We start from the raw sequence: 26,116 nt of genomic DNA, 5'->3' as shown, positions 1-26,116 counted from the left end.
ACGAATCCGAAAGACAATTATTACGCAAAATAACTAATTCGAAAGTCTATTATTTAGTAAAATAACTATTACTCAATATAAATATTTAGAAAAAACAACTGTTCTTAACTATTTACAAAAGAAAGTTCGGTATAAAAGGCTGTTGCAGGTAATAAGTTAACCAGAGGTTTGAACCGGTTTCATATTTTTTGAATTTTGTGGTAAATACACAAGTAAACGAACGTACACTTTTTTTGTGCGGATATGTGTATTCATAAATTTCATGGAATAGAAAGCTCCGGTTCACCCTAGCGGTAAGATTTATTATCTGTGGCGGCTTATTTTTTACGAGTGAAAGCCATAAAATATAGTTATCAATAAAATGACTCCAATATAAGGATATGGTAACTTCCTGTATTCGGTCTGTTAAGAAAAAACCTGTAAATAAAAAAACTGTAATAGAAGTAAAGAACATTTGTTTTGAATTTTGTTATTTACTTTTACGAATTAGAAAAAATGTGTTATAATCAAGTTGTTATTAGTTTCAAAAGCTGTATCAAATAAAATAAATATAGCTTAGGTTTCAAAACTTCATTATTATAAAACCTTAACCGGCTGAAGATATTGAAAAAGATATTGAAAAAGATATCGAAAAAGATATTAAAAAAAGTAACAGTATACAGTTCATTTAAGAATCACCGGATTTAAGCCCAATTTACGGGTAGATAGGAGCAGTTATGAATTTCGCGCATTTGCATTTACATACAGAATACAGTTTATTAGACGGTTCCGGCAAAATCAAAGAAATGGTTGCAAGAACCAAAGAACTTGGCATGGATAGTATGGCTATTACAGATCACGGTGTTATGTATGGAGTCATCGATTTTTACCGTGCCTGTCGTGCAGAGGGTATCCGTCCAATCATCGGCTGTGAAGTTTATGTAGCCCCCGGTTCCCGGTTTGACAGAGAAGCCAATTCCTCCGATGACCGGTATTATCATCTGGTTTTATTGGCAGAGAATAATACCGGCTATGCCAATCTGATGAAAATTGTTTCCAAGGGTTTTTTAGAAGGGTTTTACTACAAACCAAGAGTTGACTATGAAGTCTTAAAAGAACATCACGAAGGTATTATTGCGCTTAGTGCCTGCCTTGGCGGTGAGATTGCCAGTAACCTGCGCAAGGGCTTTTATGAAGAAGCGAAGAGGGCAGCCCTTAATTTACAGGAAATCTTTGGAGAAGGCAACTTCTTCTTAGAGCTTCAAGATCATGGTATACCGGAACAAAAGACCGTGAACCAGGGACTTCTTAGAATGAGTAATGAAACAAAAATCGCCCTGGTTGCAACGAATGATGTCCATTACACCCTGGAAAGTGATGCCGCAGCCCATGATATCCTGCTGTGCATACAGACCCAGAAAAAAGTAACGGATGAAAACCGAATGCGGTATGACGGAGGACAATATTTTATAAAATCTCCGGAGGAAATGGCCAAATTATTCCCCTATGCAGGCGAAGCCCTTGAGAATACCCAAAGAATAGCAGAGCGTTGTCAGGTGGAAATTGAATTCGGTGAATACAAGCTGCCTAAATTTGATGTTCCAAAGGGTTACACTGCACTGGATTATTTAAAGAAATTATGCCAGGAAGGATTTTATGAGCGGTATCCGAACCCACCCCAGGAACTAGTTGAGCGGTTAGACTATGAAATTGAAACCATCCGCAGTATGGGCTTTGTGGATTATTTCCTTATCGTAGGAGATTTTATAAAATATGCCAGAGATCATGAAATCATGGTGGGTCCCGGAAGAGGAAGTGCTGCCGGAAGTATTGTTTCCTATTCCCTGGGGATTACCAATATTGATCCTACAAAATATAATCTGCTGTTTGAGCGTTTCCTGAATCCGGAACGTCTGACTATGCCAGATATTGATATTGACTTCTGCTTTGAGCGCAGGCAGGAAGTAATTGATTATGTAGTAAGCAAATACGGCAAAGACCGGGTAGTACAGATTGTAACCTTCGGAACCATGGCGGCCAGAGCGGTAATCCGGGATGTAGGACGTGCCCTGGACTTAGGGTATGCCAGAGTGGATACGGTAGCCAAAATGATACCTACCGAACTGGGAATAACCATAGGAAAAGCATTAAAGCTAAATAAGGACCTTCAAAGCTTATATGACGGTGATGATGAAATACGGTATCTGATTGATATGTCCATGCGTCTGGAAGGACTGCCAAGACATACGTCCATGCATGCTGCCGGAGTTGTAATCAGTAAAGCTCCCGTAATGGAATATGTACCGTTATCCCGCGCCTCCGATGACTCGATCACGACTCAGTTTACAATGACAACCTTAGAGGAACTGGGACTTCTTAAGATGGACTTTTTAGGTCTTAGAACACTGACCGTAATTCAGAATGCGGTACGTTTGATCAATAAAAAATTAGAAGATGGGAAAAAGTTAGACATTGACGCCATTGACTATGAGGATAAAAATGTATATGCTTTATTTGCCTCTGCTAAAACAGACGGTATCTTCCAGTTTGAAAGTTCCGGAATGAAGAACTTCTTAAAAGAATTAAAGCCAACCAGCCTGGAGGATATTATAGCCGGTAATGCGCTTTATCGCCCAGGTCCAATGGATTTCATACCCAAATATATCAAAGGGAAGAATTCAGCCGGAAGTATTATCTATGAATGCCCCCAGTTAGAACCGATTCTTGCTCCTACATACGGCTGTATTGTATACCAGGAACAGGTTATGCAGATTGTACGGGATCTGGCAGGTTACAGCTATGGGCGAAGTGATTTGGTACGCCGTGCCATGTCCAAGAAAAAGGCTTCCGTAATGGAAAAGGAACGTTACTATTTTGTATATGGCAATGAGGAGGCTGGTGTACCCGGCTGTATTAAGAATGGCATTTCTGAAGAGGTTGCCAATCATATCTTTGATGAAATGACGGACTTTGCCAATTATGCTTTTAATAAGTCCCACGCAGCAGCTTATTCAGTAGTAGCTTATCAGACGGCTTATTTAAAATGTTATTATCCGCTGGAATTTATGGCGGCCTTAATTACCTCTGTAATAGATAACTCGGGTAAAGTAGCAGAATATATCTTTACCTGCAGGCAGATGGGGATTAAAATCTTACCGCCGGATATTAACGAGGGGGACAGTACTTTTTCCGTATCAAACGGCGCCATCCGTTATGGGCTATCCGCTATTAAAGGGCTTGGAAGACCGGTTATCGAAGCGGTTGTAAAGGAAAGAGAGGCGAACGGCTGTTTTACCAGTCTAAAAGACTTTGCAGAACGGTTATCGGGAAAAGAGGTAAATAAAAGGACGGTGGAAAGCTTTATCAAATCCGGTGCCTTTGACAGCCTGCCTGGTACCAGAAAGCAGTTAATGATGATTTATGTCCAGGTGCTGGATGATGTTGCTCAGAATAAGAAGAGAAACTTAACGGGTCAGATCTCCTTATTTGATTTTGCCGGGGAAGAAGATAAGATGAATTATGAAATAAACCTGCCCGAGGTAGGAGAATACACCATTGAACAGAAGCTTAATCTGGAAAAAGAAGTAATGGGTGTCTACGTAAGCGGTCATCCCTTAGAGGCTTATGCAGATTTATTAAAGAAAAATATAACAAACACTACGTTGGACTTTTCCATTGACGAAGAGAATAACGAAGTGAAAGTAAATGACGGCAGCTATGCCACAGTGGGTGGTATTATTACCGGTAAAACCTTAAAAACCACGAAAACCAACTCCATGATGGCCTTTATCACCCTGGAAGATATGGTGGGTGCCGTTGAGATTATCATATTCCCAAGAGATTATGATAAATATAAATTACATCTCAATGAGGATAATAAAGTCCTGGTACGGGGAAAAATATCAGTAGAAGAAGACAAGCCCGCTAAATTAATCTGTCAGGAAATCATCCCCTTTGACAGTATTCCAAAGGAAATCTGGATTAAGTATCCCAATAAAGACAGGTTTGTGGAAGATGAACAAAGGCTGTATGGTATATTAAGTGAATATGACGGCAGAGACAGTGTATGTATATATCTCGAGGGTGAAAAAGCCATAAAACACCTGCCTAAAAGCATGGGAATTAAGGCAGAAGTGGAACTGATTGATAAGCTAAAACAAATTTATACGGAAGCAAATATAAAAGTCATAGAAAATAGTATTGAAAAAGCTAGAAAAATAGATTAAAATATAAGCAATTTAGATTTTTTGGAGGTGAAGTCATGGCAAACGAGATAAAAACAATAGGTGTATTAACAAGCGGTGGTGACGCACCGGGTATGAACGCAGCAATCAGAGCAGTTGTTAGAACAGCTTTAGCCAATGGAATAAAAGTAAAAGGTATCAGAAGAGGCTACAGCGGTCTTTTGGAAGAAGATATATTTGATATGGACTCAAAAAGTGTTTCCGATATCATTCAAAGAGGCGGTACAATTCTGTATACTGCCAGAAGCAAGGAATTCATGACAACAGAAGGTCAGGACAAGGGTGCCGAGATCTGCAGAAAGCATGGCATTGACGGTCTTGTGGTAATCGGCGGTGATGGTTCTTTCCGTGGCGCGGCTGATCTTGCAGCAAGAGGAATCAATACGGTAGGTTTACCAGGAACCATTGACCTTGATATAACCTGTACGGATTATACCATCGGATTTGATACAGCAGTTAATACTGCCATGGAAGCAATTGATAAGGTAAGAGATACCTCAACGTCCCATGAAAGATGCAGTATTATTGAAGTTATGGGTAGAAAAGCCGGCTATATTGCCCTGTGGTGCGGTATTGCCAATGGTGCGGAAGACATCCTTATTACAGAACGATATGATTATGATGAACAAAAAATAATCGACAATATCATTGAAAGAAGAAAAACCGGCAAGAAGCATTACATCATTGTCAATGCGGAAGGTATCGGTGATTCCAATAACATGGCTAAGAGAATCGAAGCAGCAACCGGTATGGAAACCAGAGCAACCATCATCGGTCATATCCAAAGAGGCGGAAGCCCAACCTGCATTGACAGGGTACATGCTTCTGCAATGGGTGCATATGGTGTAGAATTATTATGCAAAGGTGCCACGAACCGCGTTGTAGGTTACAGAAACGGCAAATATGTTGACTTTGATGTAAAAGAAGCTCTAGCTATGAAGAAAGACATCGATCAATACTTATATGATATGGCAAAGTTATTATCCAAATAGAACGGTTAAGCACGTTTTGGGTGTAAGAATTAATTCATATTTGTATTATTAATAAGGAGCCTGACTCAAAAACCACTTAAAATACTGATGAATTATCCGGGTTTGTTTTACTTGATTAAGTTATTTAACGGAGTAAAAAAAGCTTTGGAACAGTACCAGTTATTTATATAAGTGTTTGTGTGGTCAGGCTCTTCCTTATTATGTCAGTATTTACGGGGAAAAGTGAGTCAATTGGTTTAAGCTGAGAATTTTATGTTAGAACCAGTATCTAAGAGTCAGCATCGAAAAGCATTAAGTAAGTATAAATGAAGAATCTTTAATTATAATTGATGAAACGAAAAGTGAAACAAAAAGTGGAACAAAAAGTGGAACAACAAAAGTGGAACATAAAGCGAAACAAAAGGTGGAACAAAAAGTGGAACAACAAAAGTGGAACATAAAGCGAAACAAAAAGTGGAACAAAAATGGAACAACAAAAATAGAACAACGAAGATAAAACAGCATAGACAGATTAACGAAGAACGATCAATGAAGAACAATTAACGAAGTAAAATCAACAAAGAAAAATAAATGAAGCAGATAAACGAAGCAAATAAACGAAATTGTATCAAGTAGGAACCGTCAACGAAAAATGCATTGCCGAGTATACTTGATATAACAATAATAAGAATAAAAAGGTGGCAGTATGAGTAGTAAGTTTAAGAAATTTTTATCCTATTATAAACCTTATAAGGGTTTGTTTTTCTCGGATATGTTTTTTGCTTTAACGGCAGCAGGAATATCCCTTATATACCCCCTCATAGTCAGGTATGTAACCAATGACCTTCTGGGGCATTATGAGATTAATCAAGTCATGAATACCATAATAAAATTATCCTTTCTGATGATTGGATTGGCTCTTTTGGAAATGGTATGTAATTTCTACATAGCCTATCAGGGGCATGTTATGGGAGCAAAGATGGAATATGATATGCGTAATGACATCTTTGAACATTATCAGAAGTTATCCTTTAACTTCTATGATAATCAGAAAACCGGACAGTTAATGTCCAGAATTACCAACGACCTTTTTGATATTACCGAATTATGCCATCACGGTCCGGAGGATATCGTAATCTCCATCATTAAGTTCGTAGGTGCCTTTATTATATTAATTAACATCAATCTTCCCATCACCTTAATCGTATTTGCCTTTATTCCAATCATGTTCGTATTTGCTTATTACATGAAGAATAAGATGAATGCGGCCTTTCGTAAAAACAGGGAACGGATTGCAGAAATCAATGCCCAGATTGAAGATAATTTATCCGGTATTCGTGTTGTAAAATCCTTTGCCAATGAAAGTAAGGAAATGGATAAATTCCACGATGGAAACCGGCGTTTTGTAGAGAGCAAGCGCAACAGTTACTGGCAGATGGCTACCTTTCATTCCGGACTTGGATTCTTTACCAGTTTAATTAATGTAGCGGTAATCATCGGCGGAGCCGTTCTCATGGCTAATAAAGTCATTGCCTTAAGCGATCTCCTTACCTTCCTGCTTTATATCAACAATATAATAGAACCGGTACGAAAGCTAATCAATTTTACGGAGCAGTTTCAAAATGGTATCACAGGTTTCGACCGATTTATGGAGATTATGGAAATCCAGCCAGATATCGTTGATAAAAAAGATGCCATCGCTCTTAAAAAAGTAAAAGGAACGATTGAATTTAATGAAGTAGCTTTCCGTTATCAGGATACAAAATCTGATGTATTCGGGAATATTAATTTAAAGGTGGAGTCCGGAGATTATCTGGCTTTAGTTGGTTCCTCCGGTGTCGGTAAAACTACCCTTTGCAGTCTGATACCAAGATTTTATGAAGTGAGCTCCGGTAAAATCCTGTTAGACGGAGTTGATATCCGTAACATAAAGCTGCGTTCCTTACGTAAGAATATTGGTATCGTACAGCAGGATGTGTATCTATTTACCGGTACGGTTATGGATAATATCCGGTATGGTAAATTAGAAGCCACCGATGAAGAAATCATAGAAGCTGCTAAAAATGCCAATGCCCATGAATTTATTATGGAACTCCCGGACGGATATGATACTTACATCGGACAAAGAGGTGTGAAATTATCCGGCGGTCAGAAACAGCGCCTTAGCATAGCCAGAGTATTTCTTAAAAATCCGCCAATACTAATCTTTGATGAAGCAACTTCGGCACTTGATAATGAAAGTGAAAAAGTAGTACAGGAATCACTGGAAAAACTGGCGAAAAACAGGACCACTTTTGTAATAGCCCACAGACTCTCAACCATCCGCAATGCAAAAGATATTATCGTATTGACAGAGGAGGGAATCAAAGAGAGAGGCACCCATAATGAGCTCCTGAATCAAAATGGAATTTATGCAGGGCTTTATAAGCTGACTCAGGGAAATGGAAGACTTGCATAGTATTACCAGTTATTATTTGGAACCGTTATTTAATTTGTATCGTCTAATAGTTGATAGTATACCTGATACTGCAGCTATAAATATATGCCAAGCGATTAAATTATATACACGGGATAGGAGATGGAGCTAATATAACCGCGTAAAAAGTATATAGGGGGAAGTTATCAATGTACGAGGATAAAGAATCGGCTTACGACATAGAGACATTGATGAGAAAATACGGAAATGATGTTCTACGGACAGCTTATATGTATGTCAAGGATAGTCATTTGGCAGAAGATATTTTCCAGGATGTTTTTATAAAAGTAAATCAGAAACTTAGTACCTTTCAAGGTAGCAGCAGTATTAAGACTTGGATCATACGTATTACTATTAATACCAGTAAAGATTATTTGAAAAGTGCATGGAATCAAAGAGTTATGCCCTTTACGGAGTTTCAGGAAAATACCATGGCAGGTGATGACGATTTTACCGCTGTAGAACAGCAGGAAGAAAATCGGGTAATCAGAGAAGAGGTTATGAAACTGCCCGACAAATATAAAGACGTTTTACTGTGTATTTACTACAATGATATGACCATCAGTGAAGCCGCGAAGCTATTACGGATTGCTGAAGGTACGGCAAAAAGCCGTCTATCCAGAGCAAAAGAGAAACTAAAGCTTTGCCTTGAAGGGAGGATTTAAGGTGGAAAAGAATAATAAAAATAATGTACTTCAAGACGATTTTGATGATTTGCAGCTGAAAGACCATCTGAATGCTTCTTTTGACATTGATAACATTAAGGTCTCAGAGGATCTAATTGCAAGGACCTTAAAGGCAATTAAAGAATCCGATCCCCAGGAAGAACAGCGTAAAGAAGAAAAGAAAATAAGACCATTTCCTGTAAGAAGGCTTGTAAGTGCGGCAGCAGTAGTATTCGTACTATTTGCAGGCATAAACGTACTTAAAAATGGTATGGTAGGAAATAAAACCTCATCACCCATGAACCTGGAGGCACCCGTAACAGAACAGGCAAAAGGCGACGGAACCATGCGAAGTTACGGTATCCAGGATAACAGTGCCAGTTCTGCAGCAGGCAGTACAGAGAGTAATCTAACCTTTGATACCACTATGGCGGACAGCGCCGCGGCGGATAGTCCGGTAGGGTCTACTGCATCTGATTTAGAAGAGAGTCAAAATACTGCTGGGACAGAAAAATATACAGTGAAATCAGATGATGGAACAATATTAAGTACGGGTAAGGACCAGTTCTCCGTGTTGTATCCGGTTGACGCTGAAAAGGTAGAAACCTTTACCGCGCTTAAGAAGAACAGTTCAAATGCAGAGTTAAAGGGTGACGATGCAAAAGCTGACAATGCAAAGGCTGATTCCAAGAAAGCTGGAACTAAGGTGAGTGAATTATATACCCTGTTTGATGGCTATTCCATGACTCCGGTTAATACAGAAAGCATCGAGGAAGCCGATGACTGGGTTTATAAATTTCAAATAACTACGAAAGAAAAACTAAAGTACACCATTTTATTAGGTAATTACCTCCGCGTATTACAGGAGAATGGAACCACAGATCCTAACACAAACGCAGGAACAACCACACAAGATTACCGTGTCGATTCCATGGATAAACTCTTAAAACAGGCAGATGAGTTATATAATTCTATTAAGTGATGGTTCGAAAAGATTAGGGATGTATCTCTAAATAAAAATAATAGAATGTGTTTAAGAATTTATTGCCAGTCTGTTCATAATGTAAAAAAAGCAGAGTGATTAAAAAATTAGTTAAAGAGAAAAGGAATAAATTCAAGTAAAAAGCCCTAAATAAACTAAATTAATGGGGCTGTTGCAAATCAAAAGACTAAATTACCTGGGAGAGAATAAGGATTATATTTTGCAAAAATTTTGTGTAAAGTATGCGCGAATGGCTGCAAGAAAGAGAATGCAGCCGCATATTCGCGCGAACTTGGAACAAAATTTCTGCAAAATATAATCCTTATTCTATGCCCAGGGTTGGTATCCTATATTTTGCAACAGCCCCATTTCACAACCTAAAAGGGCTTTTAAACCAAAATCTTTATATAAAAACAAAAAATAACCGCCAATCCATAACTGAATTAAGCGGTCATTTTATGTTTATTCTTCCTCTTCCTCAGAAGTGATTTCGGAGGCGGTTGCAATATCTTCTGCTGCACTTTGGTCAGATCCTTCTGAAGTTATATTAATTGACACATATTCCCTTGTATCTTTTTTGTTTTGATCAGTAGTATCCTCGTCTTCGGCGTCGAAGTCTTCAAATTCATCTTCAAATTCATCAAAATCATCAGAAGAGTCCTTATTTACTAAATTTTTGTACAAATAATAAGCTCCGGCAGCTACTGTTGCAACGGATACTGTACCAAATAAAAACTTTCCAAATTTTTTCATGTTCATACTTCCTTTCGTTAAACAGTATATGCAATTACTGCTATTTGTTATACAGTTTACAAGAATTTCTTTCTAAAAAATAATTATCAGTTCCATTATAAGTGATACCCGTGGAAAAATAAAGTAAAACTTATATAAATTTTTACCAAAAAAACAATAAAATATAATAAAATTACAAAATAATTTAAAAATTCTGAATTGGAAAATGATTGATTCATAAATTCAGAAATGTTATAATAAAGCATTACAAAAAAGGGACAAACCCTGTAAATACAGCGGAATTTGTCGAAGAAATGAAATGTTGAAAAAACGCATTTAGTTACAGGATAAAAATACCATGAATTTGGTTTCTAATAAATATGGGAGCAAGCGTGAAAGAAATATATTATAAGAAAGGTTGACACACTGAGAATCTTTCATACATTCTTATTTGTGGCATTATCCCAGGTCACCTGGGATAATGCAATGGGTGTAAATTATGAATTATAAAAATGTACAAGCCGGCAAATTTTTATCCAGACCAAACCGGTTTATTGCTTTAGTAGAGATAGACGAAAAAGTGGAGATCTGCCATGTAAAGAATACTGGAAGATGCAGGGAACTGCTGATTCCTGGTGCAACGGTCTTTGTCCAAAAGGCAGATAACCAGTCCAGAAAAACAAAGTATTCTGTAATAGGGGTGATAAAGGAGAAACGGTTTATCAATATGGATTCTCAGGCTCCCAATAAGGCTGTTTCCGAGTGGCTTAAGCGCGGCGGTTTATTTGGAGACATTACATACCTTAAGCCTGAGAAAACCTATGGTAATTCCAGATTTGACTTTTACATAGAAACAGAGAAAGAGAAAATATTTATGGAAGTAAAGGGGGTAACGTTAGAAGAGAATGGAGTTGTAAAATTTCCTGATGCACCAACAGAGCGGGGGGTGAAGCATATCAGGGAATTATGTCAGTGCTTAGAGGATGGATATGCTGCTTATCTGGTGTTCGTGGTTCAGATGAAAGATGTTACATCCTTTGAGCCAAATGACCTTACCGATCCGGAATTTGGCAAAGCCTTAAGGGAAGCGGCTGAGTGTGGAGTCCACATACTGGCAGTAGATTGTGAGGTGGCTATGGACAGTATGGTGATAAAGGATAAAGTACCGGTTCATTTATGAAGAGAAATGAAAAAATCTCTCACATTTAAAAGAGGGTGGAATAGGATTAAGGAAGGGTATTCGGAAACCATAAAGTGTCATTACTATGCGAAGGAGAAAGAGGGATATCTATGTACGAAATGAAAGAGGAATATTATACCGGGATTCAACTAATTGATGATGAACACAAGGAGTTATTCCGGATTGCGGACGAAGCATATCAGGTGTTAAAGGATGAATTCATAGCAGATAAATTTGACAATATTGTAAAAATAATTACTAATTTAAAGGAATATGCCATTAAGCATTTTTCTGATGAAGAGGCATATATGCAGAGTATCCATTACAAAAAGCTTCTGTCACATAAGGTGGAACATATTGATTTTATTGAGAAACTAAATACCTATGATTTTGAACAGATGGATCACAACCAGGCTGCTGCGCTGCTTGGATTACTGGAATTTTTAAATGACTGGCTTGTGCATCACATTCTGGAAAAGGATAAATTAATTGGAAATAGTTGAACCGGACAGTAATTTGTTATATTATAAAGCTAACAGGAATATATAGCTTAATAGGGAAAGAGGAGAGTTAGCATTGAATATAGGTTTATTTACAGAGACTTATTATCCTGAAATTAACGGTGTTGCCAATTCGGTATATATGTTAAAAAATGAACTAGAGGAAATCGGCCACACGGTATACGTATTTACTACCACAACACCGGGAGCGCCAGCCTTTGAACATAATGTGTTTCGGGTACCAAGTCTGCCCTGTGTATTGATTACGGAAAGAAGAGTTGGGTTATTTTATCAGCCGAAATTGGCTTCCCTTATTAAAAAACTGAATTTGGATTTAATCCATACCCATACAGAATTTTCATTAGGAATATTCGGACGCATTATGGCAAAGGAACTAAAATTACCGATGGTTCATACCTACCATACGATCTATGAGGACTATACCCATTATATTACCCACATTAAGACACTGGATAAAAGGGCCAAAGCCTTTGTACGGATATTTACCAAAATATGCTGTAATACCGTAGAGCAGGTAATCGTTCCTACAGAAAAAGTCCGGGAGCTGCTGCTTAAGTATAGTGTATTCAAGGATATTTCCGTAGTCCCTACCGGAGTAAACTTAAGAAAATTCAATCCAGAGCTTTATAAAAGAGAAGAAGTACTTCAGTTAAGAAAGCAGTTTGGCATTAAGGCCGAAGATAAAGTACTTCTCTATTTAGGCAGAATATCAAAGGAAAAGAATATATCCGAAATCATTGAAGCTATGCCGGACTATATGAAAACCAGGGAACAGGTCAAGTTCTTGATTGTAGGCGGCGGACCGGAGATGGAGCATTTAAAACAGATGGCCGCCGATCTGAAGATGCAGGATAAGATTATCTTTACCGGACCTCAGCCCTGGGATAACATCGGACTGTTTTATCAGCTTGGGGATGTATTTGTTAGTGCGTCCCAGAGTGAAACCCAGGGGCTGACATACATTGAAGCCATGGCAGCAGGTCTGCCGGTGGTGGCTAAAAAAGATAAATGCCTCGAGGATATTTTAGTGTTTGGCTGGAATGGCTATGATTTTACTGACCGAAATGAACTGATAAAGGGACTAGATACCATCTTTTTTAGTAATAATGGTATAACCTATGGCGAAAACGCGAAACTCAAAATGCAAAAATACTCCTCCGAAGAGTTTGCCCGTAATGTGGAACGGGTTTATGAAGAGGTCATGCATAGGGATACCATATCCGAACAGCGTGCCGCATATGAGACGAAAAAGATCAGTCACTTATTTCATACCTGAGATTTAAACCAGTTAACAAATTACAACTACCGGCTGTTTGGAATACTATCGGCGTACACCCTGCAAAGGGGATATCGATAGGATCCCGAACAGCCGGTAGTTTTTTGTCCCTTCTTTTAAATGATTAAGATTTAGTTTTAAGCTAATAGTAATTATCATATCATAGCAATTCGAAGTCTCTTAAAGAGATTTCTTAAAAAGGTTCCTTCATAATTTTTATAATGATAATAATCATGAGCTCCATTCATAATAGAGTAGGAAGAATCAGAGAGGTGGGCGGTAGGGTATATCAGATTACAAGATGGAATTGTTTGATTGGCTTGGAAATTTGTGGTATTATAAAATAATATGAGCAATATTGTAAAAAAAAGAGATTTCAAACCAGTTGGTATTTAATTTTGATAAAATACGTGGAAAAGAAGTGAAGTCTTTTCGCAGCATGATTACTGTTAATCAGAGTTTAGGAAATGTAAAAGAGTTATTATTTAAGGAGTGAATCATTTGAAAACAAAAGAATTACAATTTTATTGGAAGGAATATGATGTAACTTAATCATGGGAGGAAAACGGAAAGATAAAGCGTATTAATGAAGATAAACAGCTTTTTACTGGGAAAAGAAAGCTACTAAGGTTGCTCATATATAAAAATTCTGATAATTTTTGCATTAGACTGAATGGATTTGTCCAATCAATTTAATGATCGTATTTTACAAAAAAAGGGGACAATATGGTTACATTAAAGCAAACAATCAAAGCATTTTCTAAAAAACATAAAATTATATTTTCGGCTATAGTCTGTATGATTACTTTTGTTATTTCCATCTTTTTTTTATGGGATGATAAGCCGGGTATGGGAATAGATAAACTGATTGGTGACATAATCATTACAGTATTCTGCCTGGCAGTTATTCGCGTCATTGGTATCTGGGATGGCGCAGGTTTTCGAAAAAAGGGCTTAGGGCTGGGGTTAGTATTAGGCATTCCATTTCTGTTTATAGGGATAGGCGGAGCAATAGCCGGTAACATTGGAGTGGACTTAAAGACTCTTATTCCGAAAGCACCGATTATTTTTATCATATTTACACTTAATATGTTCATGGTTGGAGTTAATGAGGAAATCACCTTTCGAGCCTTCGTACTGAATAATTTATTGGAGCAGGATCATCCTACCTATCAAGGTACATTAAAAGCAATATTCGTGTCAGCAGCGATTTTTGGGGCAATGCATTTTACAAATATATTCTTTGTTCCGCCTATAACCCTGGTTGTACAGGTGATCAATGCAACAGCCTCAGGTGTACTTCTCGCAACAATTTTTGTCATATGCAGAAATATCTGGTCAACAATCATCATTCATATGCTGGTAGACTGGTTCGCATTGGTAATAGGGCAGTGCTTTGATGGAGGGGCATCGATAATTGGAATAGAAATGAGTTTATCCAAGGGATGCCTTTTGGCAATTGCAGGTTCAACGCCACCCCTTATCATAGCCATGTTCTTATTCAGAAAAATTAAGATTATGCATCCTACGCTACCCAAGCGTTGAGAGAAACTCCCTCTTGACAAAGAGTTTTACAATGCTATAATAAAAAATATCAAACAATATATGAATACGTTGATGAGACGAGTAAGATGCCAAACATTGCAGAGAGAGATATGATAAGCTGAGAATATCTTATTGGACGGCATCCGAAGACTACCTCTGAGTGACCCCAATCCGGTCCGTTGATTACGTTATAATCGAATGAAGTGGGAATTTAACCGAATAAATCAGTATTCTATTAGGTTAAATACCAACAAGGGTGGAACCGCGAGATATGTCTCGTCCCTTTCGAAGCTGCAATCAGGCAATCGGAAGTGACGGGATTTTTTTATTTTACAGGAAAGTTCCTCAACTATCCTGTAAAATTAAAAGCCCGACTGGTGGGATGCGCATGGCATGCTATTGGAAGTTGTCACTAAAATGACAGCGCGTCAGCGCTAGAGTCTAGCGAGGCAGACTCTTTCTATGCGATCGAGAAAATGATGACCAGCTGCCAGGGGATTCTGGAGATGAAAGAAATATCAAATAGTATAAGGAGAGATTATTTATGAAGATAACATTAAAGGATGGATCAGAAAAGCTGTATGACAGCGCTATGACCGTTATAGACATTGCGGCGGATATCAGTGAAGGTCTTGCCAGAATGGCATGTGCCGGTGAGATAAATGGAAAAGTTGTGGATTTACGTACCGTAGTTTCCGAGGATTGTGACTTAAATATATTAACCTTTCATGATGAAGCCGGAAAAGCAGCTTACAGACATACTGCTTCCCATGTACTCGCAGAAGCTGTAAAACGCTTATATCCCGATACCAAACTGGCAATCGGACCTTCTATCGATACTGGTTTTTATTATGATTTTGATACAGAGCCTTTTGACCGTGCCGCTTTGGACGCCTTAGAAAAGGAAATGAAGAAGATTATCAAAGAAGGCGCAGAACTGGAACGTTTTACACTTCCAAGAGAAGAAGCAATTAAACTTATGGAGGAAAAAGGCGAACCTTATAAAGTAGAATTAATCCGTGACCTTCCAGAGGACTCGGTTATATCCTTTTATCGTCAGGGGGATTTCGTGGACCTTTGCGCAGGACCTCATTTAATGAGTACCAAAGGAATTAAAGCAATCAAGCTGATTTCTTCCTCCGGTGCCTATTGGAGAGGCAGTGAAAAGAATAAGATGTTAACCAGAGTTTATGGAACTGCCTTTACGAAAAATGCGGATTTGGAAGAATACCTTGCTCATCTGGAAGATATCAAAAAGCGTGACCATAATAAATTAGGCCGGGAAATGGAACTGTTTACATCCGTTGATGTTATCGGACAGGGACTTCCTCTCATTATGCCAAATGGTGTAAAAATCATGCAGACACTTCAAAGATGGATTGAAGATGAGGAAGAAAAGAGAGGCTATTTAAGAACGAAGACTCCTTTTATGGCTAAGAGTGATTTATACAAAATCTCCGGTCACTGGGATCATTATAAGGAAGGTATGTTTGTTTTAGGAGACGAAGAGAAGGATAAAGAAGTATATGCCCTTCGCCCGATGACCTGTCCATTCCAGTATTATGTATATAAAGCAAGCCAGAAATCTTACCGTGACTTACCCCTTAGATATGGTGAAACTTCAACACTTTTTAGAAATGAAGATTCCGGTGAAATGCATGGTTTAACCCGTGTACGTCAGTTTACCATTTCCGAAGGTCACTTAATTGTAAGACCGGATCAGATGGATGAGGAGTTCAAAGGATGTCTTGATTTGGCAAGATATTGCTTAAAGACTTTAGGATTGGAAGAAGATGTTTCATACCGTTTATCAAAATGGGACCCTACCAATAAGGAAAAATATATTGGTACAGAAGAAATCTGGGAAGAAACTCAGGGCAGAATCCGTAAGGTGCTTACAGAACTTAACATTCCATTTACGGAAGCAGAAGGCGAAGCAGCCTTTTATGGTCCAAAGGTAGATATCCAGGCTAAGAATGTATACGGTAAAGAAGATACCATGATTACCATACAATGGGATGCGATTATAGCAGAACAGTTTGATATGTATTATATCGATCAGAACGGTGATAAGGTTCGTCCTTACATCATTCACAGAACCAGCCTTGGCTGCTATGAAAGAACCCTTGCCTGGCTGATTGAAAAATACGCAGGACAGTTCCCGACCTGGTTATGTCCGGAACAGGTAAGAGTACTTCCGATTTCTGAAAAATATCATGAATATGCCAAGAAAATCGAAGGTGAATTAAAAGATAACGGAATCCGCAGCAGTGTAGACGAACGTGCAGAAAAGATCGGCTATAAGATCCGCGAAGCAAGACTTGACCGTGTGCCTTATCTTTTAGTAGTAGGACAGAAAGAGGAAGAAGAAGGCTTAGTGTCTGTAAGAAGCCGTTACCTTGGAGATGAAGGACAGAAACCTCTCGATACATTTGTTAACGATATCTGCAAGGAAATCAGAACGAAAGAGATTAAGAAGATTGAAGTAGAACAATAATTCATTTATACGATAAAAGGCTGGTCCTGCTGGGACCGGCCTTTTACACATCAGATAATCAGACCATAATTATATTAAGGTATACTTAACTTTATATTTTCTGGCAAATGAATATGCATAAGTATTTTTAATACAATTAATTGTTAATGCTTTATTGCGGTTGACGAACAAAGGAGAGCCAATATTTTTTACCGAAGCCGGTATTGTTATGCTTGTTAAACTGCTGCAATAAGAAAAAGAATGAACACCCATGCTTGTAACGTTATCAGGAATTATTATACTTTTTAAACTATGGCATTTGTAAAAAGCGAAGGTGCCTATACTGGTAACCTTTTTGGGAATTGTTATATTTGTTAAACTACTGCAGCAATCAAACGTATTATCACTGATTTTCGTAATCGTAGATGGAAGCTGAACTGTTTCCAGGGATGTGCATTCCTGAAATGCACAGATACCGATTTCCTTTACAGAATCTGGTATTTTTATGTTTTTTAGTTTACTGCATCTTTCAAAGGCAGACTTTTCTATAGTTGTAACGGAAGAAGGAATTATAATACTTGTAATAGTGACACAGTCTTCAAATGCCCCTTCCCCAATTGCTGTAACAGTATAAGGAATCGTTACTTTTCCCTTCAGACTGCTGCTGATATCAATTACAATACCGTTTATCACAACGAATTTATCTTCTTTTTTCCTGGCGTCTATCCAGGCTGTATTATTAAAAGCACGGTATCCGATATTTGTTATGGACTTTGAAAGCTTAATGTCAGTTAAGTTTTTACAGTCGAAAAATGCCATATGGTCAATCGCAGTAACAGAATCCGGTATAACTACGCTTTCTAAACTTCGGCAGCCTCTGAAAGCCCATGGGCCAATGGTTATAGCGGAATCTGGTATGGTTACATTGATTAAACTGCTGCATTTATAAAAGGTCATATATTCTATCTGGGTTATGCCTTTTGGTATTATTATTTCACTCAATTTACTGCAGCCGTTAAACGCACTTTCTCCGATAACCGTCACAGAATCGGGAATTTTAATCTTTACTAAATTAGTGCAGGAAGAAAAAGCCGAATTTCCAATGCTTGTTACAGTACTTGGAATTGTTATATTTTTTAAATTTATACAACCTGAAAAAGCCGAGCTCCCAATACTCGTAACGGTATCAGGAATTGTTACATGTTCACTTTTACCGGAATATTTTATCAGTATACCATTTTCTACGGTAAATTCGCTGCTTTCTGCTTTGGCTTTGTCTGACAGGCAAAAAGTAAATAAAATAAAGTATAATACTACTGTGTAGAGTATTAATCTGTTTGCTTTAACATATATAATCTTACTAACCGTGTTCATATTAACCTCTATTCTTGCACACGCTCTTTGCGTATACCAAGTTTGTGGTGCGCAAGCACAAACTTAACTCTCCCTTATTAATTGCAGTTTAAAGGTTTACAAAGTATATTATAGCATAAGAAATATTTGGGAACAAACAAGTATTACTTTTAGTTTTATCGGTTTGGATTCGTATTTCGTTATTTCCTATCCGTACAGAACAGGAATAGGTTTAATATGTGATTTAAAGTGCTGATATTATTGAAATACCTTGACAGATAGTGCTTTTTTATTATATTATGAAGAGGTTTTGATAGATATTTATATGATAAAGAGATTGCATTCTCATGACAGGAAAATTGCCTTAACTTTAATCTGGCAGTAAGCAGAATTTATACAGTAAGCGGAATTCATACAGTAAACAGAATTCATACAATATACAGAATTCATATAATAAACAGAACTTATGCTATACGCAGATTTTATATAGTAATTAGAATTCATGCAGTAAATAAAATTCATACAGAACAAGTGATAGATATAATAAACTTAGAAATATATAGTTTGGAGGATTTATTTTGGCTGATTATACGAAGGAAATTAATAAAAGACGAACCTTTGCAATTATATCCCATCCGGATGCCGGAAAGACAACGTTGACAGAAAAGCTTCTGTTATATGGCGGGGCTATAAATCTGGCAGGTTCGGTTAAGGGGAAAAAGACAGACCGTCATGCAGTCTCTGACTGGATGGAAATTGAGAAACAGCGTGGTATCTCGGTAACCTCTTCCGTAATGCAGTTTAACTACGGAGATTATTGTATCAATATACTGGATACCCCCGGACATCAGGATTTCTCGGAAGACACCTACCGTACCTTAATGGCAGCGGATTCTGCGGTCATGGTGATTGATGCCTCTAAGGGTGTTGAAAATCAGACCATTAAATTATTTAAGGTATGTGTCATGCGTAATATACCGATCTTTACCTTTATCAATAAGCTGGATAGAGAAGCCAAAGACACCTTTGAACTCTTAGATGATATTGAAACCGTACTGGGTATCCGTACCTGCCCCATTAACTGGCCCATTGGTTCCGGCAAGAACTTTAAGGGAGTATATGACAGAGAAACAAAACATATTACCCGTTTTTTTGCTGCCAACAACGGACAAAAGGAAGTAGAATCCGTAGAAGCTGAATTAGGGGATGAAAGTCTGGATACTTTAATAGGTAAGGTCAATCATGATACCTTATCCGAAGAAATTGACCTATTAGATGGAGCCAGCAGTGAATTTGATGTAGATTTAGTAAGAGCCGGCAAGCTGACACCGGTATTCTTTGGTTCAGCCTTAACCAATTTTGGTGTAGAAACCTTTTTAAAGCATTTCTTAAATATGACTACAACACCACTGCCAAGAAAATCAACAGAAGGTTCGATCGATCCCATTGCGAATGATTTTTCTGCCTTTGTATTTAAAATACAGGCAAATATGAATAAAGCCCACAGAGACAGAATTGCATTCATGAGAATCTGTTCTGGTAAATTTGAAGCCGGAATGGAGGTAAACCATGTCCAGGGCGGCAAAAAGATAAGACTATCCCAGCCTCAGCAGTTAATGGCCCAGGAGAGAAAAATAGTGGAAGAAGCCTATGCAGGGGATATTATAGGTGTATTTGATCCCGGTATTTTCTCCATTGGGGATACGCTATGTATGCCTGATAAAAAGTTTGCATATGAAGGAATACCCACCTTTTCACCGGAGCATTTTGCCAAGGTAAGACAGGTGGATACCATGAAGAGAAAGCAGTTTTTAAAAGGAGTATCACAGATTGCCCAGGAAGGCGCTATCCAGATTTTCCAGGAGTTTAATACCGGTATGGAAGAAATCATCGTAGGTGTGGTAGGTGTTCTTCAATTTGATGTACTAAAATTCCGCCTGGAATCCGAATATGGTGTTGAAATCCGTTTGGAACCCTTAGCCTATGAATATATCCGCTGGATTGAAAATAAGAATATTGAAGTCAGCAAATTAAATGTTACTTCCGATACCAAAAAGGTAAAGGATTTAAAAGGAAATCCATTATTGTTATTTACACATAGCTGGAGTATCCAGACTGTTTTAGACCGGAATAAAGAACTGAAATTGTCTGAATTCGGAAGGGAATAATACAGAAAGAATCTAAAAGAGAAAGAAAATGAAAGAGATAGAAAATTAAAGAGATAGAAAATTAAAGAGAAAGAAAATGAAAGAGATAGAATCTTAAGAGAAAGTGGCAAAGAAGATAGAATTTTAATAGAAAGAACCTAAAAGAAGCTGTGGAATTGCTTTTGATTACTGAACATTAAATTATAAATATAGATACGGGGGGAGATCATATGATAGAATACCGCAGAATTACGATTGAAGAAATTGATTTACTAACCAAAGTAAGAATTGACTTCTTAAGTGATGTGAATCAGTTGACGGAAGAAGAAAAGATACCTTTATCTCAGGCAATTAAAGAATATTTAGCAGAAGCCCTTGCCGACGGCAGTTTTGTGGCCTGGATAGCCATAGACGGCGCGGAAGTTGCCGGAGTCGGCGGAATTACCTTTTACAAAGTTCCCCCGAATAAAGCCTGTATAACCGGTAAAGCAGCCTATATCAGTAACATGTTTACATATCCTGCTTACCGTGGCAAAGGAATTGCATCAAAAGTATTCAACCTGATCGTAGAAGAAGCCAGAATCCATGGACATTCAAAAGTAATGCTAAACGCCACCGATATGGGGAAACCTTTATATGAAAAATACGGATTTAAAGAAGTAAAGGGTGATATGGTTTACTATATACAATAGAAAATAGAATTTAATAACTCATATAATTTCACTGCTAAAAGAAACAAAATTCCTAATAAAAAACAACCACAGCAACCGCGAAAAAGAAAATAAACCAAAGACACAGGTAATATCCTGGCAGGCTTGTAATATTTTTGCATTGGAAAGGTTCCCCATGCCACTTAAACTTGGTAAACTGCGACAAGCCGGGAAAGAGTAACTGTCTGAACGAAGTGAGTTTTACTCTTTCCCGGCTGTTATAAGCAGTTCACCAAGTTTTAGTGGCATGGGGGTTCTTTCCCTGCAAAAATATTACAAGCCTGCCAGGATACTACCGGACGCCCCCAATGATTCCCCCCACCGGCTGCCACGATGTCCAAAAAAGGTCATCAAAAAAGTCACAAAAAATTACAAAATCTTATTGACAATTTAACAAACCTATGTTATAGTTATAAAGCTTGTGAATCTATCATATTTAACAATATGATTATGCGACAACAATAAAGCAGAGTATCCACTCTCACCTCAGCACTTATAGTGTGACTCAGGTTAATAATTTCGGTTGTGAGTACTTGTTGGAACGAAAATCCAATGAGGAATTTGACGGATTTGAATGTGGATGGTCTTTGCTATCCATTTTTTTTATGTTAAAATAACACGATAATGTAATATCAACCTATGGAGGTGCAGTACTATTAGTGAATTAATGATCAATGAGCAAATTAGAGACAAAGAAGTCCGTTTAATTGGAGAAGAAGGCGAACAGTTAGGTATATTGCCAATTAAGGAGGCTATGAGGCTTGCTAAAGAAGCAAATCTTGATTTGGTTAAGATTGCTCCTACCGCTAAACCACCTGTATGTAAGATTATCGATTACGGTAAATACAGATATGAATTAGCAAGAAAAGATAAAGAAGCAAAGAAAAAGCAGAAAGTAACCGAAGTAAAAGAGATTCGTTTATCACCTAATATTGATGAGAATGATCTTAGTACTAAGGCTAATCAGGCAAGAAAATTTATCACAAAAGGTGATAAAGTAAAAGTGGCACTTCGTTTCCGTGGTAGGGAGATGGCTCATATGTCAACCGGCAAGCAGATATTAGATGATTTCTTTTCAAGGCTTGAGGATATTGCAGTCGTTGAGAAACCTGCAAAACTAGAAGGCAGAAGCATGATTTTGTTTCTGACAGAAAAGCGTTAATTACACTTTGTAAATGTCCGGGACACTTTAACGTTATAGATTAGAATAACCGAAGCTTAGGCTTCGGTTATTCGGTGAAAGTCAGGCAGGACTTTACCAGGTGAATAATAATAAAATAAGACAATTGGACAACCCAATATAAGGATAAGCTAATTGTATCATGATTAAGGAGGAAATATCATGCCTAAAATTAAAACTAACAGATCAGCAGCAAAGCGTTTCAAGAAAACCGGTACAGGACAGTTAAAGAGAATGAAAGCTTATAAAAGCCATATCTTAACCAAGAAGAGTACTAAGAGAAAGAGAAATCTTAGAAAAGCTACTTTAGTAGATTCAACAAAAGTAAAGAATATGAAGAAGATTATGCCATATCTATAAGATATAGGTGATAAGGAGGGAAATAGAACATGGCTAGAATTAAAGGCGCATTAAATGCTAAAAAAAGACATAATAGAGTATTAAAGCTGGCAAAAGGATATAGAGGAGCCAGATCAAAACAATATAGAGTAGCAAAACAATCCGTTATGAGAGCGTTAACCTCATCCTTTGCCGGAAGAAGACAAAGAAAGAGACAGTTCAGACAGTTATGGATTGCAAGAATTAACGCAGCTGCAAGAATGAATGGTCTTTCTTACAGCAAACTTATGCATGGTTTAAAAGTTGCCGGTGTTGAAATCAACAGAAAAATGTTATCAGACATGGCTATTAACGATCCTGCTGGCTTCACAGCTTTAGCTGAAGTTGCAAAATCTAAAATAGCATAATATAAATTTAAGTAAATCATTTACTGATATATAGAAAGAGCAGGTTGTGAAATGTGTAAATTTCATAACTGCTCTTGTTTTTTTATATATTGAGATTATTTATTCAAAATACTAATCCAAAGTAATTTAAGTAAACCGGTTAAAATAAATTCGAAACCGTATATGCAGATAATGAGCTTATTCAAAACAAGTAAAATTATTGACCTGAATAAGCCATTTTTGTGAAGGTATCATATTAATTTAAATGCAATAAATACTCGTTAAAAAATATTCGCTGTGGTGCAGATATTTCTTGCTTCATAAACTCAGCTTTAAAGCTGTATATCAATGTTTATAACACGCTCGTCATTATAATTATCGATAACAGGAGGGCGTTACCCCAATAACTTTTTTAAAGGCGCGGCGGAAGGATAAAGAACTGGTATAGCCGACCGCTTCAGAAATCTCTTCAATGGTGATATCTGTCTGTTTTATCAATTCACAGGCTTTATTGATTCGAAGAGTTTCTAAGTACTTACTGAAGGTCTGATCCACATATTTTTTAAAATACTGGGAGAAATAGGATTCCGACATGTGGAACTTTTGTGCGATCATACTTACACTCAGTAAATTGTTATTATAATTCTCATTGATGTAATGAATCATTTCTTCAAATAACCGGTTATCGGCAGGCTTACTTTTAATAGCGCATATAATCTGATGGTATGCCTCACGAATACGGCTGCACTCGTTTTCAATGTTAAGATTATTTAAGTTTGCTTTAAACAATCCATGAATATGTATATTCAGCTTAAATTCCTGTAACAATCTTATAATACCTGTCTGCATATCCATAAACAGCTTTATGATGGTGCTTTGGGATAAACTTTTCTTCTGGAAATTTTCCGTAAAGATATAATCCAGCAGCTGTTCCATACCTTCTGTATTACCGGCCCCTACCAAACTTTTTAATTTCATCTCAATCACATTGGGATAGAAATAATAGGAAGGCTCGGATGTCATATCTTCATAAAAACTTATGGTATAATCCGGGCTCTGATTGATTCTTTGATCCATAGTCATTATGGCTTCGTTATAGGACAGAGGGATATCAATTGCACTGTTATAAAAGGTGCCGCAGCAGCATCTTATTTCCTCTGAGAATCGTTCCTGCATTTCTTTTAGCTTTAAATTAAACTCCTTCTGTAATATATCTTTGTTTTGACAGACCTTTGTACCGGAGAAGAAGACCAAAACCCCCAGCTTATCAAAGGATATAACATGGGTGTAGGTTCTGAACTGCATCTGAGGCAGAGCAAGATGTTCTGCGAATAATTGTACCAGGTTTTTATCAGAAAAGGTCTCCTCTTCAAGACTGCTTTCTGCCGTTCCAAAAGATAACAGCAGGAAGGCATACATATCTGCTTTTAAATCCAGTTCCAGATACCTGGCATTGACCATTATCTCATTTTCTTCATTAAAGCCCCCGGCAAAGAGTTTCTCATAAAAGGCCCGTTCCATTTTAATCTTTTGTTCGGCAATGGCTTTTGTCATTGCTTCATTGTTGGTAATCATGTGATGAATCTCAGCTCCAAGTTCTGAAAAGGAAGCAATCACAGCACCATCTTTTTCCTGCAGGGCATACAAGACATCTTCTAATGGAGTCGAATTCCTCTGGCTGAACAGGGTGCATAGAATTAATCCAACCAAAAAGATAAGAACCATAGTCCCGTAAAAGATGTGTTTTATAGAGGATAAGCTGCCCATAATTTCCTCTATGGGTGAGATGGATACATAATACCAGTCATTATAGGAGGACTTGGTATAAGTGATTAGGGAGAGCTGTCCATTCAGATTTTTATAATAACTTCCCTTTGCACCTTGATAAGTCAGATTTTCCACCGGATAAGTGAATTTATTACCATAGCTTTTATAAATAATATTCTGATTATTGTCCTCTATAAAAGCGCAGCCATAATCCCCCACTGGAACATAGTCCAGTCCACTTAAAATGGAATCACTGATTAAAACAGTCATAGTTGCCGGGTTGCCAAGTCTTGCACTGCTTAAATAGGGCAGAGAAATCATATAAAGGATGCCTGTTTTCTTTTTGAAATTATTTGCTTTTGTAAAGTCTTTTTTATTAATCATTACAACATCGCCTATTACGTCACGGTTGTGATATTGGTCAAGGACTTGTTCTTTAAACTGACCATATGTCATTCCGTCATAGGAAACCCTTTGATTATAATAATTTTCCCTGCCGTAAACAATAGAATTTCCGTCATATACCAAATCCGGTCCGGCAAGGTAAAGTTCAAAGTCATAGTCAAAATCAGCATAACTGACAAGAGCATTCATTTCTGTCCGGGCTTCATATAGCTGCAGGATATCTTTTGAGCCATCACCGGGCCGATCCTTCCTATACAGAAGTTTATACAAGGAAGTATTTTTTTCTAACGACATAACCATATCATCTATTTTACGGATTGCAGCATCCATGTTGGAACAGCAGTCATTGTTCATTAAGGAACGCATTTCTTCTTCTTTTTTCTCAATGGTATCATAACTGAATTTAAATATAACCGGAAGCACTAAAAACGGGATAAACAAAACCAGTATGTAGGATACAAAAAAACGCATAAAGATTTTGTTGCGGGTTAGTTTATTATACACAATAGATAATATAGATTTGATTGATTTCATGTTAAAAACTCCTTAATGCCTGATTCAATAAAATAAGAACTGTATAATATGCATTAAATATTTCGGAAATAGGCGTATCAATAGTATAATATACATAATGGGATAAATCAAAGAGTAATTTGAAATTTTATTAGGAGAAAGAGTCAAATCGGTTGAATCGTAAGAAAGTCAGTAGAATTTGTATGGTAAAAGCGGAATTTGTATGTTATAAATAGAGGTTAAAATCGGCAATCACTAAAATGTATGGC

The 26,116-nt window shown here is 37.4% G+C and carries 18 protein-coding genes and 1 other annotated feature; of the genes, 15 read left to right on the top strand and 3 right to left on the bottom strand.

The features are described 5' to 3' along the window. Positions 1–716: 716 nt before the first annotated feature. From QA584_RS24660 to QA584_RS24640, 5 genes are all read left to right on the top strand, one after another. On the top strand, positions 717–4,205 hold the full coding sequence (locus QA584_RS24660) for a DNA polymerase III subunit alpha (RefSeq protein WP_278271756.1): 3,489 nt from the start codon (positions 717–719) through the stop codon (positions 4,203–4,205). A gap of 35 nt (positions 4,206–4,240) precedes the next feature. Then, positions 4,241–5,215, top strand: a complete 975-nt coding sequence (gene pfkA, locus QA584_RS24655) for a 6-phosphofructokinase (protein ID WP_278271755.1) — start codon at positions 4,241–4,243, stop codon at positions 5,213–5,215. Between the two features lie 685 nt (positions 5,216–5,900). Continuing rightward, positions 5,901–7,652 carry an ABC transporter ATP-binding protein gene (locus QA584_RS24650; protein WP_278271754.1) on the top strand — a complete coding sequence of 584 codons (1,752 nt, stop codon included), beginning with the start codon at positions 5,901–5,903 and terminating at the stop codon, positions 7,650–7,652. 167 nt (positions 7,653–7,819) lie between these two features. After that, positions 7,820–8,335: a sigma-70 family RNA polymerase sigma factor gene (locus QA584_RS24645; protein WP_278271753.1), complete on the top strand. Its 516-nt coding sequence runs from the start codon at positions 7,820–7,822 to the stop codon at positions 8,333–8,335. Position 8,336: 1 nt separating this feature from the next. Further along, a complete protein-coding gene (locus QA584_RS24640) occupies positions 8,337–9,317 on the top strand; it encodes a hypothetical protein (protein ID WP_278271752.1) in 981 nt (326 codons plus the stop codon). A 462-nt stretch (positions 9,318–9,779) separates the two neighbouring features. Here the strand turns inward: QA584_RS24640 and QA584_RS24635 are convergent, their stop codons facing one another. After that, positions 9,780–10,070 carry a hypothetical protein gene (locus QA584_RS24635; RefSeq protein ID WP_278271751.1) on the bottom strand — a complete coding sequence of 97 codons (291 nt, stop codon included), beginning with the start codon at positions 10,068–10,070 and terminating at the stop codon, positions 9,780–9,782. 478 nt (positions 10,071–10,548) lie between these two features. On the opposite strand from QA584_RS24635, the gene sfsA reads away from it, so the two are divergent. The 5 genes from sfsA (at position 10,549) to thrS (ending at position 17,068) form a co-directional block, all read left to right on the top strand. Further along, positions 10,549–11,229 carry a DNA/RNA nuclease SfsA gene (gene sfsA, locus QA584_RS24630; protein WP_278271750.1) on the top strand — a complete coding sequence of 227 codons (681 nt, stop codon included), beginning with the start codon at positions 10,549–10,551 and terminating at the stop codon, positions 11,227–11,229. A gap of 110 nt (positions 11,230–11,339) precedes the next feature. Then, positions 11,340–11,732, top strand: coding sequence for a bacteriohemerythrin (locus QA584_RS24625; protein ID WP_278271749.1), 393 nt, complete (start codon positions 11,340–11,342; stop codon positions 11,730–11,732). 73 nt (positions 11,733–11,805) lie between these two features. Then, positions 11,806–13,026: a glycosyltransferase family 4 protein gene (locus QA584_RS24620; protein ID WP_278271748.1), complete on the top strand. Its 1,221-nt coding sequence runs from the start codon at positions 11,806–11,808 to the stop codon at positions 13,024–13,026. Positions 13,027–13,752: 726 nt separating this feature from the next. After that, on the top strand, positions 13,753–14,571 hold the full coding sequence (locus QA584_RS24615) for a CPBP family intramembrane glutamic endopeptidase (protein WP_278271747.1): 819 nt from the start codon (positions 13,753–13,755) through the stop codon (positions 14,569–14,571). Positions 14,572–14,631: 60 nt separating this feature from the next. Beyond that, positions 14,632–14,858, top strand: a binding site (T-box leader). A gap of 257 nt (positions 14,859–15,115) precedes the next feature. After that, positions 15,116–17,068: a threonine--tRNA ligase gene (thrS, locus tag QA584_RS24610; RefSeq protein ID WP_278271746.1), complete on the top strand. Its 1,953-nt coding sequence runs from the start codon at positions 15,116–15,118 to the stop codon at positions 17,066–17,068. A gap of 69 nt (positions 17,069–17,137) precedes the next feature. On the opposite strand, the gene QA584_RS24605 is transcribed toward thrS, so the two are convergent. Then, the gene (locus tag QA584_RS24605; RefSeq protein WP_278271745.1) at positions 17,138–18,421 is read right to left on the bottom strand and encodes a leucine-rich repeat domain-containing protein; all 1,284 of its coding nucleotides are present in this window, start codon (positions 18,419–18,421) and stop codon (positions 17,138–17,140) included. 557 nt (positions 18,422–18,978) lie between these two features. On the opposite strand from QA584_RS24605, the gene QA584_RS24600 reads away from it, so the two are divergent. The 5 genes from QA584_RS24600 (at position 18,979) to rplT (ending at position 23,183) form a co-directional block, all read left to right on the top strand. After that, positions 18,979–20,568 carry a peptide chain release factor 3 gene (locus QA584_RS24600; protein ID WP_278271744.1) on the top strand — a complete coding sequence of 530 codons (1,590 nt, stop codon included), beginning with the start codon at positions 18,979–18,981 and terminating at the stop codon, positions 20,566–20,568. Positions 20,569–20,777: 209 nt separating this feature from the next. Next, positions 20,778–21,239, top strand: a complete 462-nt coding sequence (locus QA584_RS24595; protein WP_278271743.1) for a GNAT family N-acetyltransferase — start codon at positions 20,778–20,780, stop codon at positions 21,237–21,239. 685 nt (positions 21,240–21,924) lie between these two features. Next, the gene (gene infC / locus QA584_RS24590; protein ID WP_278271742.1) at positions 21,925–22,419 is read left to right on the top strand and encodes a translation initiation factor IF-3; all 495 of its coding nucleotides are present in this window, start codon (positions 21,925–21,927) and stop codon (positions 22,417–22,419) included. Between the two features lie 180 nt (positions 22,420–22,599). Continuing rightward, positions 22,600–22,797: a 50S ribosomal protein L35 gene (gene rpmI / locus QA584_RS24585; protein ID WP_278271741.1), complete on the top strand. Its 198-nt coding sequence runs from the start codon at positions 22,600–22,602 to the stop codon at positions 22,795–22,797. Positions 22,798–22,826: 29 nt separating this feature from the next. Beyond that, a complete protein-coding gene (gene rplT, locus QA584_RS24580; protein WP_278271740.1) occupies positions 22,827–23,183 on the top strand; it encodes a 50S ribosomal protein L20 in 357 nt (118 codons plus the stop codon). A gap of 354 nt (positions 23,184–23,537) precedes the next feature. Here the strand turns inward: rplT and QA584_RS24575 are convergent, their stop codons facing one another. After that, the gene (locus tag QA584_RS24575; protein WP_278271739.1) at positions 23,538–25,868 is read right to left on the bottom strand and encodes a helix-turn-helix domain-containing protein; all 2,331 of its coding nucleotides are present in this window, start codon (positions 25,866–25,868) and stop codon (positions 23,538–23,540) included. Positions 25,869–26,116 lie beyond the last annotated feature (248 nt).

The organism is Anaerocolumna sp. AGMB13025 (assembly GCF_029689925.1).
Lineage (GTDB): Bacteria > Bacillota > Clostridia > Lachnospirales > Lachnospiraceae > Anaerocolumna.
Note: the sequence above shows the minus strand (reverse complement) of the source record. Positions and strands in the feature narration are given on the sequence as shown.

Bases quoted from the DNA above. Each gene is read 5' to 3' on its own strand.
- QA584_RS24660 (WP_278271756.1), top strand. From the start codon at position 717: ATGAATTTCGCGCATTTGCATTTACATACAGAATACAGTTTATTAGAC.
- pfkA (WP_278271755.1), top strand. From the start codon at position 4,241: ATGGCAAACGAGATAAAAACAATAGGTGTATTAACAAGCGGTGGTGAC.
- QA584_RS24650 (WP_278271754.1), top strand. From the start codon at position 5,901: ATGAGTAGTAAGTTTAAGAAATTTTTATCCTATTATAAACCTTATAAG.
- QA584_RS24645 (WP_278271753.1), top strand. From the start codon at position 7,820: ATGTACGAGGATAAAGAATCGGCTTACGACATAGAGACATTGATGAGA.
- QA584_RS24635 (WP_278271751.1), bottom strand. From the start codon at position 10,070: ATGAAAAAATTTGGAAAGTTTTTATTTGGTACAGTATCCGTTGCAACA.
- sfsA (WP_278271750.1), top strand. From the start codon at position 10,549: ATGAATTATAAAAATGTACAAGCCGGCAAATTTTTATCCAGACCAAAC.
- QA584_RS24625 (WP_278271749.1), top strand. From the start codon at position 11,340: ATGTACGAAATGAAAGAGGAATATTATACCGGGATTCAACTAATTGAT.
- QA584_RS24615 (WP_278271747.1), top strand. From the start codon at position 13,753: ATGGTTACATTAAAGCAAACAATCAAAGCATTTTCTAAAAAACATAAA.
- thrS (WP_278271746.1), top strand. From the start codon at position 15,116: ATGAAGATAACATTAAAGGATGGATCAGAAAAGCTGTATGACAGCGCT.
- QA584_RS24605 (WP_278271745.1), bottom strand. From the start codon at position 18,421: ATGAACACGGTTAGTAAGATTATATATGTTAAAGCAAACAGATTAATA.
- QA584_RS24595 (WP_278271743.1), top strand. From the start codon at position 20,778: ATGATAGAATACCGCAGAATTACGATTGAAGAAATTGATTTACTAACC.
- infC (WP_278271742.1), top strand. From the start codon at position 21,925: ATGATCAATGAGCAAATTAGAGACAAAGAAGTCCGTTTAATTGGAGAA.
- rpmI (WP_278271741.1), top strand. From the start codon at position 22,600: ATGCCTAAAATTAAAACTAACAGATCAGCAGCAAAGCGTTTCAAGAAA.
- rplT (WP_278271740.1), top strand. From the start codon at position 22,827: ATGGCTAGAATTAAAGGCGCATTAAATGCTAAAAAAAGACATAATAGA.
- QA584_RS24575 (WP_278271739.1), bottom strand. From the start codon at position 25,868: ATGAAATCAATCAAATCTATATTATCTATTGTGTATAATAAACTAACC.